Origin of the sequence: Bremerella cremea, from assembly GCF_039541315.1 — a bacterium.
GTDB classification, from domain to species: domain Bacteria; phylum Planctomycetota; class Planctomycetia; order Pirellulales; family Pirellulaceae; genus Bremerella; species Bremerella cremea.
In genome coordinates, this window is the sequence record NZ_BAABFZ010000003.1 from 1,820,212 (window position 1) to 1,835,944 (window position 15,733).

Here is a 15,733-nt window from a genome sequence, read left to right on the forward strand (position 1 = left end):
GCCCCAGATATCCCGTTGCCGAATGCTTCTTAAAGGTAGGTTATTGTGAGCCGGCCCGTACTGCGGAAACACGTGTCGATCCCCTAAAGCGGATGATTCTTCCGCGCAAGTTGGCCTCAAGATCGACCATCTGGCGCGGTCGTACCGGCTGTAGCGGCCAACACGGCACGTTTCGGATCGCCGCATCTGGGTGAAATCCGTGCCTAAGCACTGCACAATTCCGGCAATCTAGGCTATTGGCCGAAGTGCAATTCGCTTCCCAGCACCATCTCGATCACTAGACGGCAGATCAGAAAGAGAATGATCACGGCGATCCCCCAGGTCAGCGACTGGTTCATCCGGTCGATCCGCGTCATGCCAAGAGCGTCGATCCAAGAAGGAGGCGGCGATCGCTTGAGGTTCTCGGGGGTCGCCTTCCAAAGTGGCTTGATCGACCGCATCGCCGCGAGCCACCAGCCTGGGAACCCGGCCCAGCGCAGCGGTCGCATCGTCTGCTGCGGCTGCCCATGGTCGATCTGTTCTTCGACGACATGACCCTGCATCCACTTCGCGAACGCGAAGTACCAGCTATGCGGTTCTTCACCGATCGGACCGTACGGCCCCATGTACTCGTTCAGCTTGGGTGTCCGGCGAAAGATCGCATTCTGCGATTGCAGCCGCTGTATGCTTCGGGTCAGCGCCAACCGCTGCAGCAGGCATAACGTCATCGTCGTGAACGTGCACCAGAAGATCATCCCGTCGATCCCTCCCAGCGCCAGGTAGATGTGCGTCCAGCGACTGGCCAGGTTGTTGACCTGCGGAGCATAGAACTCGTCGTAGCGGAATCGCAGAAACTCTTCGATCTCGTAATCGGTGTGCGCCACTTTGAAGAAGTTGGCGGAGATCTCTTCGACTTGCCGCGGAATGGGACGTTCGATCAACTCTTTCGCCGATTTGAAATAACCTCCAACCGTAAATGGAATCGCAAGCAGCCCGAAGAAGAGACTGACCAGCACCAGGTTTCGCCAGGTGTACGTCTGCAGCAGCCGCGTCCAGGGGTCGTTCGCTTTCGCGTCGAACTCGCCGCCGGTAACAAACGTTTCGTCCAGCAGCAGGCCGATCGCCCCACGCAGGTCGCAGTTGCCAAGGTTCGCTTGTCGCAAGATGGCCGCGGTGAAGTCCGCTTTCTCGCAGTTGGCTCCGTGGGCCGATGCCCCGTGCAGATTCGCCCGCTGCAGTTCCGCTTGCTTCAGGCTGGCATTCTGCAGGTTAGCGTAGTTCAGGTCGGCATCGTTCAGGCTCGCCCCGTCGAGACAAGCCGAGTCCAGCGTCACGTCGGCCAGGTTGGCTCGCTCGAAGCTGGCCCTGGCCAGGTTCGCTCCGGTCAGGTCGGCAGCTACCAGTTTGCCACGGCCAAAGTTCGCCTCGGCCCCTTGGACCAGTTTCAGCTTCGCGGAGGTCAGGATCGCCCCGGTTAGATCTGCCTTTGCAAGATTGGCCCTCCGAAAATTCGCATGATCGAGGTTACAATCTTGCAGATCGCTCGCGGTCAGATCGGCTTCGGCGAAATCGCAGAACGAGAGATTCGCTTCGGTCAGGATCGCTCCGGCGAGACGGGCCCCCCGAAAGTCGCTGGCGGCAACGGTTGCGTCGCGAAGCACGGCCCCTTCCAGGTGAACGCCTCGCAGGTCAGCGCTTCGCAGCGAAATGCCTTCCAGGTGAACCACTTTGTCCTGCGGTTGGTCCCCTTCGAGGGCCTCGTGCCGCCACAGATTCCAGTCGCTAAAGCGTTGCGGATCGGAACCAGGCCGGCGAAGGCTTTGCTCCAACTGAACCAGATGCATCCAATCTCCCGTGAAATTCGGATGTTTTGCCTTTAAATCGGCCAGAACGGCAGGCGTCAGCTTGCCTTCGTTATAGGCCGTCTTGGACGCGGAAGCGGATTCCGCAACAATTACCGAAGATTGCGACTTGTTCATCTGGGCGATGGCTTCACACCGGCAAACAGACCCCACAAACGTGCTAGTTCCTTTGGACTCACCAAGATACGGTCCAAAGAAAAGATCCGATAGTCGCACTCGATGAAGATCGTGTTACGTCTTTTTTGAAACCTTGCTTTCCTGCGAAAACTGCTACCGTGCCTCCTGTCATTACCATTCAAAACGCGACGAAGCGATTCGGTCACAAAACGCTCCTCGACGGCGCCACGGCTGCCATCACCGACGACCACAAAGTGGGTTTGGTCGGCCGTAACGGGGCCGGCAAGTCGACCCTCTGCCGAGCGATCCTCGGTGACGAGGAACTAGAAAAAGGGGAGGTGGTGCTGCACCCCAAGACAAGACTTGGCTACCTCCGCCAGCACGACCCGTTCATCGCTGGCGAGACAGTCGTCGAGTTTTTGATGCGCGACAGCGAGCAGCCCGACTGGAAGTGTGGCGAAGTCGCGGCTCGGTTTGAAATCAAAGGCGCGATGCTGGACGTCCCGGTCCACAGCCTTTCTGGCGGGTGGCAAACGCGTGTCAAGCTAACAGCCCTGCTGCTACACGATCCGACGTTTCTGATCCTGGACGAACCGACGAACTTCCTCGACATTCGTACCCAGATGTTGCTGGAACGTTTCTTGAAGAGCTACAAGGGTGGCTACCTGATCGTTTCGCACGATCGAGGTTTCTTGAAGCAGACCTGTAACCAAACCTTGGAACTGTCGCGCGGCAAGCTGACGCTTTACCCTGGCACGATTGAATCGTACATCGAGTATCGTGAAGAGCGAAAGCAACACGATCAGCGGGTGAACGCCGCCACCAAGGCGAAGCAGAAGCAACTGCAAACCTTCATCGATAAGAACCGCGCCGGTGCCAATACCGCCGCCCAGGCGAAGAACAAGCAGAAACAACTCGACCGTTTGAGTCTGCTGGAAATCGAAGAAGAAGAAGCGAGCGCCTACATTCGTGTTCCCCAGGTCGATCCTCGCAAGGGAACCGCGGTCCGCTGCGAAGACCTTTCGATCGGCTATCCCGACAAACTGATTGCGGACGGAATTACCCTCGATATCGAACACCGTGCCCGCGCGGCGGTGGTCGGTGATAACGGTCAGGGTAAGACAACATTCCTTCGCACGTTGGTCGGTTCGCTCGACCCTAAGGCAGGCGAAGTGAAATGGGGCCACGGCACCGAAATCGGCGTCTACGCCCAGCATGTTTACAGCTCGCTACCGGCGAACGACACCGTTGAAGATTACCTGCTGAGCGTCCGCGATCCGTCGATCAATCATCAGCAACTGCTCAGCGTCGCTGGTAGCTTTCTCTTCCGCGGCGAAGACGTGAAGAAGAAGGTGAAAGTGCTCAGCGGTGGCGAGCGTGCTCGACTTTGCCTCGCCGGTCTGCTGCTGGGCAAATACAACATCCTGATCCTCGACGAACCAGGCAACCATTTGGATGTCGAAACGGTCGACTCGTTGTGCGAAGCTTTGGACGACTACAACGGCACCGTGATCTTTACCAGCCACGATCGTTACTTCGTGCGGCGAATCGCCACGCAGATTATCGAAGTGGGTGGCGGCAAAGTGACGCACATCCCGAGCGACTACGAGCATTACCTCTATCGCCTCAGCCAGGAAATCGACGACGAAGATGGTAACGTTGCCGCCGGTCAAAGCGGTGGCGACAACCGCGACGGTGACCTGGCCAAAGAAGAACGCAAGGCTCGCAACCAACAGGCCCGTGCCGCCCGCAAAGAGCTGAACAAGCTGGAAAGCAAGATCGCCAAGCTCGACGACGAACGGAAGGCTCTCAACAACAAACTGCTGACCATCACCGACCCCGCCGAAGCCCAGAAGGTCCATGCCCGCTTCACCGAACTGGCCGACGAAATCTCGGAACTGGAAGGCAAATGGCTCGAGTTCCAGGAACAACTGGAAGGCTGGGACGAAGGTTAATTGCTGGCCGCTTCGAGCGGGTCAGCGTCCGGGAAAAAACCTGAATGGCCGAGACTGACACTATCGGCCCCAAGCTGTTTGAGCCCTTTCGGAGTCCAGAAGTAAAACAGTTGTTGGGCCGATTGGCAGGTTCATACTGCTGAGGGCAGCAGTGGCACACCTCGGAAAGCCTGGCAAAAGGCTGAGATTAGCAGTGCCACCCAGCCGTGATTGGCAAAAGGTTCGGCCATACTTACCGCTCAGCTGCATAGTGATCTTCTGCCGTCTGCTGTCCGATATCATGCATCGTCGCCGCATAGATAGGCTCATCGTCCTTGATGGCCTGGAAAAGAAAGACCGTGTCATCCCAAGACAAATACTTTTTTGTAGTTGGGTTTTTTGGAAGGTAGAACTGTGCCAGGAACTGCATAGGGTTCCCATCGAACAAAGGCCATCTAGCTGCCCTCTCGTGACGTTTGGGCAGTGAGATCTTTTGCCGCTCCGACTTATCGACCTCTTTGACAGATAGCGTGTCACCTGATACCCCGCTCTCGGAATACGCCACGTTTCTCTGCTGAAATAGTCGGTGCATCTTCGTTTTCGAGTCACTGGGATCGACGATGAGAAAATGCAGGAAAAACCCAGAGGAAGGGTCAGTTAGACGCTTGTCGTTGTCAAAACGCACGCCCAGCAGGAAGATCTCCTTACCTGCTACGTTATTGCACGTTCCGATAAAGACAGGTTCCGGAGCGTATCCCGCTTCCCATTTTACCGCCTTCGTGGAGTCGGCAGGCGGAGGTGTAATTTGCTGCGGCATCGCAGCTTCAACGGTCTTCGACTTAATCGGGGATCGTACGTGCAACATATATCAGGTTCCAGGATGCGGCTATAAGAACTCTAAGATGTCATAGCCTGTAAGAGATTCAGGGGCCAGGGCTCTTTCTTCCTGTTCGTCGCCCATTGGCCTGCTCATCGCGTCGGCAAAGTTAGGTGTGAGCGAATCCCCATCCCAATATCCCATGCGTTGCTTTACACGTAGATCGGATACAGGGGTCCCCTGGGCCATTTCCAGGCCGGCAAGTTTCCATGTTGACGGGGCTAATGATTTGCCAAAGTCGGCGCCAGGAACCCACAAATTTGCGAGTTCGCTCTGGCCGGCCATCGTCAAACGAGTAACTTACTTCCTCAGTGACGGCATCGCAAACGTTTCTATTCCATCAAGTCCGAGAAAAGAGTCCTGCCTCAGACCTAGTCAAAGGCCGAATTCACACTATCCGCGCGTTTACTCACGCGACGTCCTTCCCAGGCCTGGTTTATCATTTTCAGTAGTCCTTTCCGCAGTCGGTCCAAGAAACTATCCGTAAGTCTCGTTCGAACGATTAACCAATCGTGGCTGCGTTCGGAGATTTCGACAAATCGGTTCACGACAGTCATTAAAACGATCGAGTCGGACGCGTTACGAAGACCACCTGCAACCAAATCGGGAAGAATGATCAAGAACTCTTCATTGCTTAGGATTGGCAACGGACTACCGTCATCCCAAACCGACTCCATCAGAAAAGTAGGCCGTTGCGAATCCTTTTGCACTTCCCTTAGAAACGCATGCATAGCGGGGTACTCAGATTCGACCTCCGAACCCAAGGCATTCGACGGGCCCTTGTAGCGTAACATCTTACATGCCAAGAGATGGTACTCATCCAGTTCTTGCTCGCTGAAATGCTCTTGGTTTTCCATCCAGATCAACCAGTCGAGTATCCGTTGGAGAAAGATTAAAGGGTCGGAAGATTCATACCCCGCTTCACCGAACTAGCCTTCGAGATCTCGGAACTGGAAAGCAAGTAGCTGGAATTCCAGGAACAACTCGAAGGCTGGGACGAAGGTTAATCGCTGGAGGCTTGTAACGTTTCCAGCGAATCAATCTTGCTCATCAGGTCAGACACGTCTTGCGGAAGGATGATTCGTTTTTCCTTTTGCCCTGGTTCGAAAAGCTGGATCAGGGCTCCTTTCGAGGCAGACACGGCAAAGTCTTTCTCCTTCAGGGAAATGTGCTTCGCCTCGGCATCTTTCAGACGAATCATTTCCAGGCGTCCGTGGTTGAACGATCCGTCCTTGCTGTTTCGAAACAGGCACATTCGTAATTGGATCGTGGGCAACTCATACAGTCCCACCTTATGATATCCGGCCCAGAAAGTCTGATCGATGGAACTGCCGGAATCGGTCACGTGCCGCAGAACGTTTCCTTGCGCATCGAGCGTGATGCTTCGCGATTTGAAGTGCCCTTCTTCGGGACGAACAAACAACGTGCGTTCCCCTTTGTCCTTGTCTTTTTGCAGTTGAAGCCCGGCTTTCAATTGCTGAGCATGCTCTTTGAAGGCTTCCACTTGAGGCAGCAGGTTGTTGAGCCCTTCCAGCATGTAGCTGGTGCGGTTGCGATAAACGAGAATCGTTTCGTGGGTCTGGTCGTCCACAAAGAACTTGTTGTGATCGATCGTGTGCTGACGGTTCTGCACGATCGTTTTCATGTCGCCAGTTAATCCAATGTGGCTGTTGCTTGTCGCGGTTCGATCGGACAAAACGATCATGTTGCGTTGATTGAGAAAGAAGACCGGAGCTTCAATTTCCGACTTGGGTGGAATCAACGAAGCAAATAGCGTTTCGATCTGCTGGGGAGAATCGAAAGGTGCATGCTGGTCAACTGCTTGGATCATTTTGTCGAGCGTGGGACACGACTCGACACAGGTCAGGCGCTGCAGATCGATGGTAGCGCTGATCGACTCAATAGGAAGTGGTGGCGTCAGCTCGGCCAGCGCATCAGCGACTTCATCGGCCAAGACCGCTCCGCCTGCCAGCCCCCAAACGAGAATCATCCCTACCCAACCAAACCACTTCGCCATACCACTCTCCCTATGTGTTCGATTTACCAGGCACATTATCCCGGAGGGAAAATGGCATCGCAAACGTTTTGATTCCATCAAGAAACAAAAAAAGGGAAGGCCTGCTGCTTCCAGCCATTGCCTTCCCTTCTTCCGATTTCAGTCGACTACCGATTTAGCCAGCCGGATCTTTGCCGTTGATCCAGGGACCTTCCAGCTTTTGGTAATCGGGATCTTGGATGGTCGAGCCTTTGTCGCCAGCCTTCCAGCCAGGGACCTGCTGGGCCGAGCCACGTTCTTTCGAGACCTTCTCCCAACGCTTCGACCACGAACTGTCGGCGTCGCTGATGGTCATCGTTTCGTCGTCGAAGTGATAGATCTTGCCTTCGCGGTAGCTACGAGCACCCAGGTTCACCAGCACGATCGCCGCCGCACCCAGATCTGGCGGGTTGTTACACGAATCGGGCGTGTTGTTCTCGATCGCTGCGATCCAGTTCTCGAAGTGCGCCTTGGTTTGATCCTTCGGTGCTTCCTTCTCCGTCTTGATGATCTGCTTCTCGTAAGGCAGTTCGGTCGGACTGATGTGCGTGACCTGAGGTCGTTCTGGCACGAAGGTGAATTCCGAGGCACTTGGGTTATCGAAGACAATCGAACCGTTGTGACCACGGATGAGCTGCTTGATCGGGGTTTCCGACGCACCCATCGTTGCCGTCACCAGGCCTTGGCAACCTTCGTTGAACTCCGCAACCACGGTCGCCACATCTGGCACTTCGCGGCCATCGTATTCCAGATACAAACCACCGCTACCAGTGATGCGGGCCGGATAACGGAGGCCGGTCGCCTTCATCATCTGGGTCGTACGATGCACGAACAGGTCGGTGAACATGCCGCTGCCAAATTCCCAGAAACGACGCCACTGGGCGAACACAGCGCGGTCGAACGGTTGGTCTTCCGCCAGCCCTTCTTCGACGCCGAGGAATCGCTTCCAGTCGATCGTCTTAGGAGTCATGTCTTTCGACAGCTTGTAATAGCGCCACTGGCCGATGTCGGAGTTGCGGAAGTATTCGGTCTGATACATCAGTACTTTGCCGAGCAGACCTTCGTCGATCTTTTCACGGGCCGCATCCCAAACCGGCAAGCTGGTTCCCTGGACGCCGACCTGCATGACCATGCCGGTATCTTTCCAGACCTTGACCAGTTCGATGGCGTCTTCCACCTGCTTGACCATCGGCTTTTCGCAGTAGACATGCATGCCACCCTTCATCGCTTCCATGGCTTGAATGGCGTGCCAATGGTCCGGCGTACCGATGCTGACGGCATCGAGGTTTTCCTTCGCGTACATCTCGCGGAAATCGACGTAGCGGGCAACCTTGCCGCCGTTTTCTTTTTCGATGTAATCCGCGGCGCGGTTGCGATTCGCTTCGTACACATCGCAGACGGCAACCAGCTCGATGTTGGCTCCCTCTTTGGCAATGGCCGAAAGGCTTTTCACATGGGCACCGAAACCACGACCACCCACGCCAACGAAACCGATTCGGAGTTTCGAGTTGGCGTCAGCAGCTTGCGACTTCTGGCTTTGCATCACGAGGGTTGTCGCCGCCATACCGGCAGCGGTGGTCTTCAAGAATGATCGACGCGTGGCATCGGGTGAACTCATCAGCAGAGGTCTCCATCGTTAGGTGGGATCAAGAAAGTAGATTCTGGCGAGGCGGGTCGCACGTTCTATAAAACCAAGCCCCACGTGCCAAGGCAATACATTTAGACACCTTTTACGGAGAGTTGCCTGAGCAGCGCCATCGATCTACTCACCAAGCACTCGTCACGATTCCCCCAGATTTGGCCAATAAACTGCCGAGAATGGCGAATACCTGGGTGAGACAGAACATTCGCCACATCTTTGCGGGGTAAGCCCTTTTTTCAGGTTCCCCAACGAATTGAGCGTTGTTTTTTGCTCACTGGTAACTGCCGAGTCGAACTGGACATCGGCCGTTTTCTGTTCGTTTCCCAAGATGGAGGTGGAAATCATGTCTCGAATTATGGCATCGCTTGGATGGGTCACGCTGGCGACACTGCTGGTCGCGATGCCAGCACTCGCACAAGAACCGGCGTCGCCGGAAACTCCGGCCGTGCAAAATGCGGCCATCGAAGAAGCCGCGACACCGGAAGCTGGTCAACCGAAAGCAGATACCGGCGAAGCAGCCGCAACGCCTGGTCACATGTCGCAACAACTGGAAGACATCGCCAGCCAGGTCGATCAAAGCGAAGCAGCGCAAGAAACGACCGCCGGCATCCTGACGCCAATCTACCAAGTCGCTGAAGCGCTCGAGTTTCCCGCCTTCCACTGGATCGCCTTCGCCGTGATGCTGGCCGGTGTGATCGGTTTCGCGATGCAACTGGTGATTGGCAAGCTGGTAGTCGTTGCCCACATGGGCTTTAGCGTTCGCGAGATTCTTTCGGACGTGTTGAGCTTCGCGATCAGCTTGATCGGCCTAGTGCTAACCACCCAGGCAGCCGCCCAGAACTCGACATTCACCCAAAGCCCTTTCGCGGTGCTGTCTTCCAGCCTGGTTGGCCTGGTGCTGGGGGTGATGCTGTACTACTGGGGTCAGTCGCAGGAAGTCGATGCCGTTCGCGGTCGCCGAGCCTTGGCGGCGGAACAGATGGCTCGCGAAAAGAAGTAACCTTCGGCAAGCGTTTCCGGGTGCACGGTTTTTGCCGTAGGCACCCGGACCTGGCTGCGAGCGGGTAAAAAGCCCCGTTTGGCTGGCGGCATTTTTCTATCATGCCCCGGCAACAATTGCTAAGATGACGTCAGGCCGGGTGGTTCGATCCCCAGCCTGTCGTCTTATCGTTTAGCTCCTTTGGTCAAAGGCGAAATCATGCTTCGCATGCGTCATGCGCTGTCATGCTGGCTCGTTCTTACAAGTTGGCTTTTGCTCGCGCCGCTGCACGCAGAAACGTCCGACGAAGATCGCCAGGCCGAGATGCAAGCGATGGCCGACCGTATCGACGCGTTGGTTCAGGCTCGACTCGATGCCGAAAACATCCAGCCTGCCCCGCTCGCTTCCGATGGCGAGTTTCTGCGGCGAGTCTCGCTGGACCTAGTCGGCAGCATTCCAACAGTCGCCCAAACGCGAGCTTATCTCCAAGACACCGCACCGGATAAACGGCAGAAGCTGGTCGAGTCGCTGGTTCACTCCCCTGCCCATCCAACCCACATGGCGACCACCTGGCGGTCGTTGATCCTGGAGCCAACCGATGACCCGCTCTCGCTGCAAAACGAATCGGGACTGCAAACCTGGCTGCGTGGCAAGTTCGCTCAGAATGTGCGGTACGATCGTTTGGTCGAAGAGTTCTTAACCGCCACGCAAGGCAACGATGGTCCCGGCTACTTTTATGCCGCCCAGGAACTCAAGCCAGAACTACTCGCCGCCGAGACCTCGCGTATCTTCCTAGGCCTGCGACTCGAATGTGCGCAATGCCACGATCACCCGTTCGATCGCTGGAAGCAGCACGACTTCTGGGGCATGGCCGCGTTCTTCGCTCAGCTTGAACGCCCGGGCGATAACAACATTGGCCTGGCAAGGTTTGATATCGTCGATCGCAATCGCGGCGAAGTCACTCTGCCCGAGTCGGACGAAGTCGTTCCGCCTGCTTTCCCTGGCACGACGGTCAGCTACGCATCGCTGGGGGGAACACGTCGTCAGCAATTGGCGATCTGGATGGTCTCGCGCGACAATCCTTTCATGCCCCGAAGAGCGGTAAACTGGGCCTGGTCGCACATGATGGGTCGCGGGTTCGTACATCCGGCGGACGACATGTCGCCGCAGAATAAGCCCAGCCACCCGGAACTGCTCGACGAACTGACGACTTACTTCATTCGCTCTGGCTTCGACCTCCGGCAGCTGCTGCAGACGATCGCCCTGACCGAAACCTATGCCCGTAGCAGCGAGGCCGTTTCGCAGTCTCAGGCCCCCGACGAACTGTTCGCCCGGATGGCAGTCAAGTCGCTAACGCCTGAGCAGCTCTTTGACGCGCTGTTGAAAGTTGGCCTGCTTCAGCCCCCCAACGCCATGGTCGAGAACGATCCTCAGCGTTCGCAGTTTGTTGCCCGGATGCGAACCGCTGGCAAAGACCGCACCGAGTTCGATACCGGTATGCCTCAGGCACTCGCCGTCATGAATGGTCCTCCCGTTTCGACGGCGACCAATGTCGAAACGAGCGGCCTGTTGAAAGCGATGAGTGCTCCGTTTCTTTCCGACGAGCAGCGATTGAATGTGCTGTTTCTGGCAGCCTACAGCCGAACGCCCAACCAGCAAGAGCTGGACCGATATAAGCAGTTTCTCGCGGAAGCCGAGCCAGATCAGCAATCGGCGGCGCTCGGCGACGTGCTGTGGGTCTTGGCCAACAGTGCCGAGTTCATGCTGAATCACTAACCCCAGGCCTATCGATGAACGCCTTCGATCAATCGCGACGTCGTTTCCTGCAAACCTCGGCTGGCCTTGTCGGCGCGGCAAGCTGTGCCTGGCTGCCTCGACTGGCAGCGGCCGCGGCCCCGAATCCTGATCGCAAGCGAAGCTGTATCTTGCTATGGATGTCAGGCGGACCGACGCAGACCGATACCTTCGACATGAAGCCAGGGCACGCCAACGGTGGCGAGTTTAAAGAGATTGAAACCAGCGTCCCAGGCCTGCGGTTCAGCGAACACTTCGCCGGTCTCGCCAAGCAGGCCGATCGCCTGGCCGTGGTGCGTGGCATGAGTACCCGCGAAGGTGATCACCAGCGTGGTACATACCTGATGCATACCGGCCAACGCCCTGGCGGACCGCTGAACTATCCTTCGATCGGTGCTTCGTTGGCGAAGGCGATGCGGCCTGACTTCTCGACGCTCCCCAACTACGTCGCCGTCAATCCGAGTGGCGTCTTGAATGGGTCAGCCCTTGGTCCTGGCTTCCTGGGTCCACGCTACGCTGCCGCCACGGTCGGCGTGCGAGCAGCCGCCGATGCTGAAAGCAACGAGGCCCCAGCGAACCTCGGTGTCGACTTCCTGGCGCTTCCCGCTGGCGTCGATCAGAAGCGGCAAGATGCTCGCCTGGCAATGTGGAAAGCGCAGCAGGATCAGTTCCTTTCCAGCCATCCTTCTGGAGCCGCCGAAGCACAAGCGACCATCTTTCAATCGGCCGTGAAGATGATGCATCCCGATGCAGCCTCGGCGTTTGATCTGTCGCAGGAAGCAATGGCGACTCGCGAAGCGTACGGCAAAGGCACGTTCGGCCAAGGCTGTCTCATCGCAAGGCGTCTCGTGGAACGGGGCGTCCCATTCGTAGAAGTCACCCTCGGCGGGAATGGGCTCGGCTGGGATACGCATCAAGGAAACTTCCCTGCGGTCGAACGCCTATCCAAAGAACTCGATCAAGGCTGGAGCACGCTCATGCGGGAACTGGCCGAGCGTGATCTACTGGAAAGCACCACCATTTGCTGGATGGGCGAGTTCGGACGAACGCCCAACATCAACAACACGGCCGGACGCGATCACTTCCCGGATGCGTGGACCTGCGTATTGGCTGGAGGTGGAATCGCCGGCGGTCAGACCTATGGACAAACAGACGAAGCGGGCATGGAAGTCACTGACGGCAAGACCGAGGTGCAAGATCTGCTGGCGACCTTATGTCAGGCCGTGGGAGTCGATCCTTCGATCGAGCACTACTCGCCGGAAGCTCGCCCGATCAAAATCTCGGAAGGCAAGCCGGTCGAAAAGCTGTTGGCCTGATATGCGTACCACTTTCGTTCCACTTCTGTTGGCAATCGTTCTGCTGGTTGGCTCGGGCTGCCGAGAGCCGTCACCGCCATCGGTCACGCCTGTCGCCACGCCGGCGGAAGTCGAACCGGCCCAGGAAGAAGTTGCAGCGGTACCGGAAGTTTCAATCGAGGACGCCGCCATACCAGTTGCCGGTCTTCCCTTCGAGCTAGAGCCGTACGTCGAGCCTCAACGTCTGCTGGTTTTTGTTTCCAGCGGGCCAATCCGCGTCGACGTTTGTTTGTGGATCGACAACCAGCCATTCGATCAGGCCCTGGAAGAATTGATCGACCACATTCTGAAACTCGCCGACAGCGACCAGGACGGCCGGGCCACCTGGGATGAGCTGGCCGACCATCCGCAACTGGGGCGTGGTCAGTTCGGCAATCTCTCATTCGAAGACCCGCGACAACGCCAACAGAACATCAACCGCTACGACACCAACCGCAACGGCTGGGTCGATCGCTCCGAGGTCCCCCGCCTGGTCAGCCGTAGCAGTGCCCGGACCGAGGCGTTCTCGGTTCGTCGAACTTCGTACGCTGCTCAGCGAAGCCGAACCGATTCGACCTTGCGGCAATTGATCGACCAGAACGGCAACGGCACGCTGGAACACGAAGAGATCGAACTGGCTGCCGAGCGGATCCAACAGCGTGACCTCGACGACAACGAAATCGTTTCGGTCCCGGAACTGATGACCTCGATGGGGCAGATGCCCAGCGACATGTCGCGCAACGATCGCCGCCGCTTCTTTGGCGGTCAGGCCATGTTCACGCTGAGCAGCGATACCCCCTGGAACGACCTGTTGTATGCCATGCAGCAGAATTATGTGCATGGGCAACGGCTCGACCTGAAACAGTTTCCGCCGGAGAACCTTCTGCATCAGATCGATCGCAACCAAGACGGCAACCTCAGCAACGACGAACTGCAGCAACTGGTCGACCTGCCGGCCCAATACGTGCTGACCATTCGCTTCGGCGAGCGAGACGATCGGCCTCGTCTTACCTTCGAGCCTCAGCCAGGCGTCGGCGGCGAAACGCTGACCAGCGAAGAGCAGCTGACCTGTCACCTGGGCAACGATTGGCTCGTTTTCAAAGTTCGTGATGGGGTCAATCTCGAGCAACTCGAACAGCAGGCCTCCAGCCTACTAGAGCTTTACGATCGCAACCGGGATGGCTACCTCGAACCGGACGAACTTCCCGATGAAGGGGCCCCGATCACCTTCATGGCGGCCGATCAAGACAACGACAACAAGGTATACGCCCAAGAGATTGAAGTCGCCTTGAAGCAACAAAACTGGTTCGACCGCTGTCACATTCGCCTGCAAGGGATCGATGGCGAAGACCCGCTGTTTCGTTCCGTCGATCAAAACCGCGATCAGCGACTGTCGGCCCGGGAACTGGGTCAGTTGGCAACCAACCTGCTGGCGATCGATCAGAATCAGTCCAATGCCATCGAATTCGACGAGATTCCGGCCTTGCTCGAGTTCGAGTTCTTCCGTGGCGATCAAGACAACGCCGCGATTGTCACGCCTGGTTACTCTCAGCCGCCGTCCCGGGCCCAAGGCTGGGATTCGGCTCCGGCCTGGTTCGTGGGGATGGACTACAACGGCGACGGCGACATCAGCCCCCGCGAGTTCCTCGGGACGCCCCAGCAGTTCCAAAAGCTGGACCTCGATCAGGATGGTTTCGTGACGGGAACCGAGGCCCTGATCGGGAAATAATCGAACCGCTGGGACCCGGCCTGCGTGCCCCTCGAAGGTCCCCATTCTGACCCGCTTGCCACCGGAACGTCTCCCCCGAAAGGTGCTACGGGATTGCCCCAATTATTAACGTTGTGTAAATATAACCGCTCGAAAGATGTAAGGGCTTTCTTTGGCGCGTGATATTCCAGAAGATGAATCGTTGGTCAATCTAGCGGAAAACCCCGTATAAATAGGGACTTCCACCACGGCTGACCCTCGACACCACGAGCTTGTCGTAGTGTTAGCGCTTTGTTAATGCTGATTTCGCCCCCCTGCGGAATGCTGGCAGCACCGCGCACCGAAATCATCTGTCGAATGCCCATGCTTCTGGAAGGATTTAGCCCGATGTTGCGCCAATCTTCGCTACTGCTGTCCGTGGTACTAGCGTGCTGCTCGCCCACCATGCTGTTGGCTCAACTTCAGGTCGATTCCGAACTCCCGGTTTACGAGCGCGTCTCCGGCGTTTCTGGCACGATCAAGAGCATCGGGTCGGACACGATGAACAACATGATGACCCTCTGGGCGGAAGGCTTCCAAGAGATCTACCCGAACGTGCAGATCGAAATCGAAGGCAAGGGTTCGTCAACCGCTCCGCCGGCACTGATCCAAGGCACCGCCACCTTCGGTCCGATGAGCCGTCCGATGAAGGCAAACGAGATCGACGACTTCGAGAAGCGTTACGGCTATAAGCCGGTCGAACTCGGCACCAGCATCGACATGCTGGCGGTCTATGTGAACAAAGACAATCCGATCAAAGGTCTGTCGCTGCCACAACTCGACGCTATCTATTCGACCAACCGCAAAGGGGGTGCCGAGAAAGATGTCACGCGCTGGGGCGAACTTGGTTTGAGTGGTGCGTTCGCTCAGTCACCGATCAGCCTGTATGGTCGCAACTCGGCGTCCGGCACCTATGCCTACTTCAAAGAGAACGTGCTGTTCGGGGGCGACTATAAGCCAACCGTCAAAGAGCAGCCTGGTAGTTCGTCGGTCGTTCAAGGGGTAGCCACTGACAAGTCCGGGATCGGCTACAGCGGCATCGGCTATAAGACTTCCGACGTCCGCGTGCTTCCTCTATCGATCGAAGGGACCGACTTTGTCGAACCAACGGCCGAAAACGCCGACGATTATCCGCTGTCCCGTTTCCTGTACATCGCCGTGAACTACCGCCCTGGCAGTGAACTCGATCCACTGCGTCGGGAGTTCCTGAAATACATTTACAGCCAACAAGGTCAGAAGGCCGTGGTGAAGGAAGGCTATCTGCCAATCCCCGCCGTGATTGCCGCTGCCCAGTTGGAACAAGTCGGCATCAAGAACTAATCCGATCCAACTAACCTGCCATCACCTCGACGACATGCCCTCGGCTTTGCGGCCTGAGGGCTTCGTCCTATCCACCACATCACCCCCCCTCCGGCCTGACAAGGCGGTTTCAA

The 15,733-nt window shown here is 57.0% G+C and carries 10 protein-coding genes; 6 read left to right on the plus strand and 4 right to left on the minus strand.

The window, feature by feature from the left end; translation table 11 throughout:
• Positions 1–233 precede the first annotated feature (233 nt).
• On the minus strand, positions 234–1,958 hold the full coding sequence (locus ABD890_RS09610; RefSeq protein WP_345088245.1) for a pentapeptide repeat-containing protein: 1,725 nt from the start codon (positions 1,956–1,958) through the stop codon (positions 234–236).
• A 158-nt stretch (positions 1,959–2,116) separates the two neighbouring features.
• On the opposite strand from ABD890_RS09610, the gene ABD890_RS09615 reads away from it, so the two are divergent.
• Positions 2,117–3,913, plus strand: coding sequence for an ABC-F family ATP-binding cassette domain-containing protein (locus ABD890_RS09615; RefSeq protein ID WP_345088247.1), 1,797 nt, complete (start codon positions 2,117–2,119; stop codon positions 3,911–3,913).
• 232 nt (positions 3,914–4,145) lie between these two features.
• Here ABD890_RS09615 and ABD890_RS09620 read toward each other — a convergent pair whose 3' ends face one another.
• The 3 genes from ABD890_RS09620 to ABD890_RS09630 all read right to left on the minus strand — a co-directional run bounded on the left by ABD890_RS09620 (position 4,146) and on the right by ABD890_RS09630 (position 8,422).
• Positions 4,146–4,757 carry a hypothetical protein gene (locus tag ABD890_RS09620; protein ID WP_345088248.1) on the minus strand — a complete coding sequence of 204 codons (612 nt, stop codon included), beginning with the start codon at positions 4,755–4,757 and terminating at the stop codon, positions 4,146–4,148.
• Positions 4,758–5,772: 1,015 nt separating this feature from the next.
• The gene (locus ABD890_RS09625; protein ID WP_345088250.1) at positions 5,773–6,786 is read right to left on the minus strand and encodes a hypothetical protein; all 1,014 of its coding nucleotides are present in this window, start codon (positions 6,784–6,786) and stop codon (positions 5,773–5,775) included.
• A 154-nt stretch (positions 6,787–6,940) separates the two neighbouring features.
• Positions 6,941–8,422: a Gfo/Idh/MocA family protein gene (locus tag ABD890_RS09630; RefSeq protein WP_345088252.1), complete on the minus strand. Its 1,482-nt coding sequence runs from the start codon at positions 8,420–8,422 to the stop codon at positions 6,941–6,943.
• 367 nt (positions 8,423–8,789) lie between these two features.
• Between ABD890_RS09630 and ABD890_RS09635 the strand changes: the two genes are divergently transcribed.
• From ABD890_RS09635 to ABD890_RS09655, 5 genes are all read left to right on the plus strand, one after another.
• Complete coding sequence (locus tag ABD890_RS09635; protein WP_345088254.1) at positions 8,790–9,446, plus strand: hypothetical protein; 657 nt, start codon at positions 8,790–8,792, stop codon at positions 9,444–9,446.
• Positions 9,447–9,644: 198 nt separating this feature from the next.
• Positions 9,645–11,201: a DUF1549 and DUF1553 domain-containing protein gene (locus ABD890_RS09640; protein WP_345088255.1), complete on the plus strand. Its 1,557-nt coding sequence runs from the start codon at positions 9,645–9,647 to the stop codon at positions 11,199–11,201.
• A gap of 14 nt (positions 11,202–11,215) precedes the next feature.
• Positions 11,216–12,535: a DUF1501 domain-containing protein gene (locus ABD890_RS09645; RefSeq protein ID WP_345088257.1), complete on the plus strand. Its 1,320-nt coding sequence runs from the start codon at positions 11,216–11,218 to the stop codon at positions 12,533–12,535.
• A gap of 1 nt (position 12,536) precedes the next feature.
• Positions 12,537–14,282 carry a hypothetical protein gene (locus ABD890_RS09650; protein ID WP_345088259.1) on the plus strand — a complete coding sequence of 582 codons (1,746 nt, stop codon included), beginning with the start codon at positions 12,537–12,539 and terminating at the stop codon, positions 14,280–14,282.
• Between the two features lie 366 nt (positions 14,283–14,648).
• The gene (locus ABD890_RS09655) at positions 14,649–15,620 is read left to right on the plus strand and encodes a PstS family phosphate ABC transporter substrate-binding protein (RefSeq protein ID WP_345088261.1); all 972 of its coding nucleotides are present in this window, start codon (positions 14,649–14,651) and stop codon (positions 15,618–15,620) included.
• Positions 15,621–15,733: the final 113 nt, after the last annotated feature.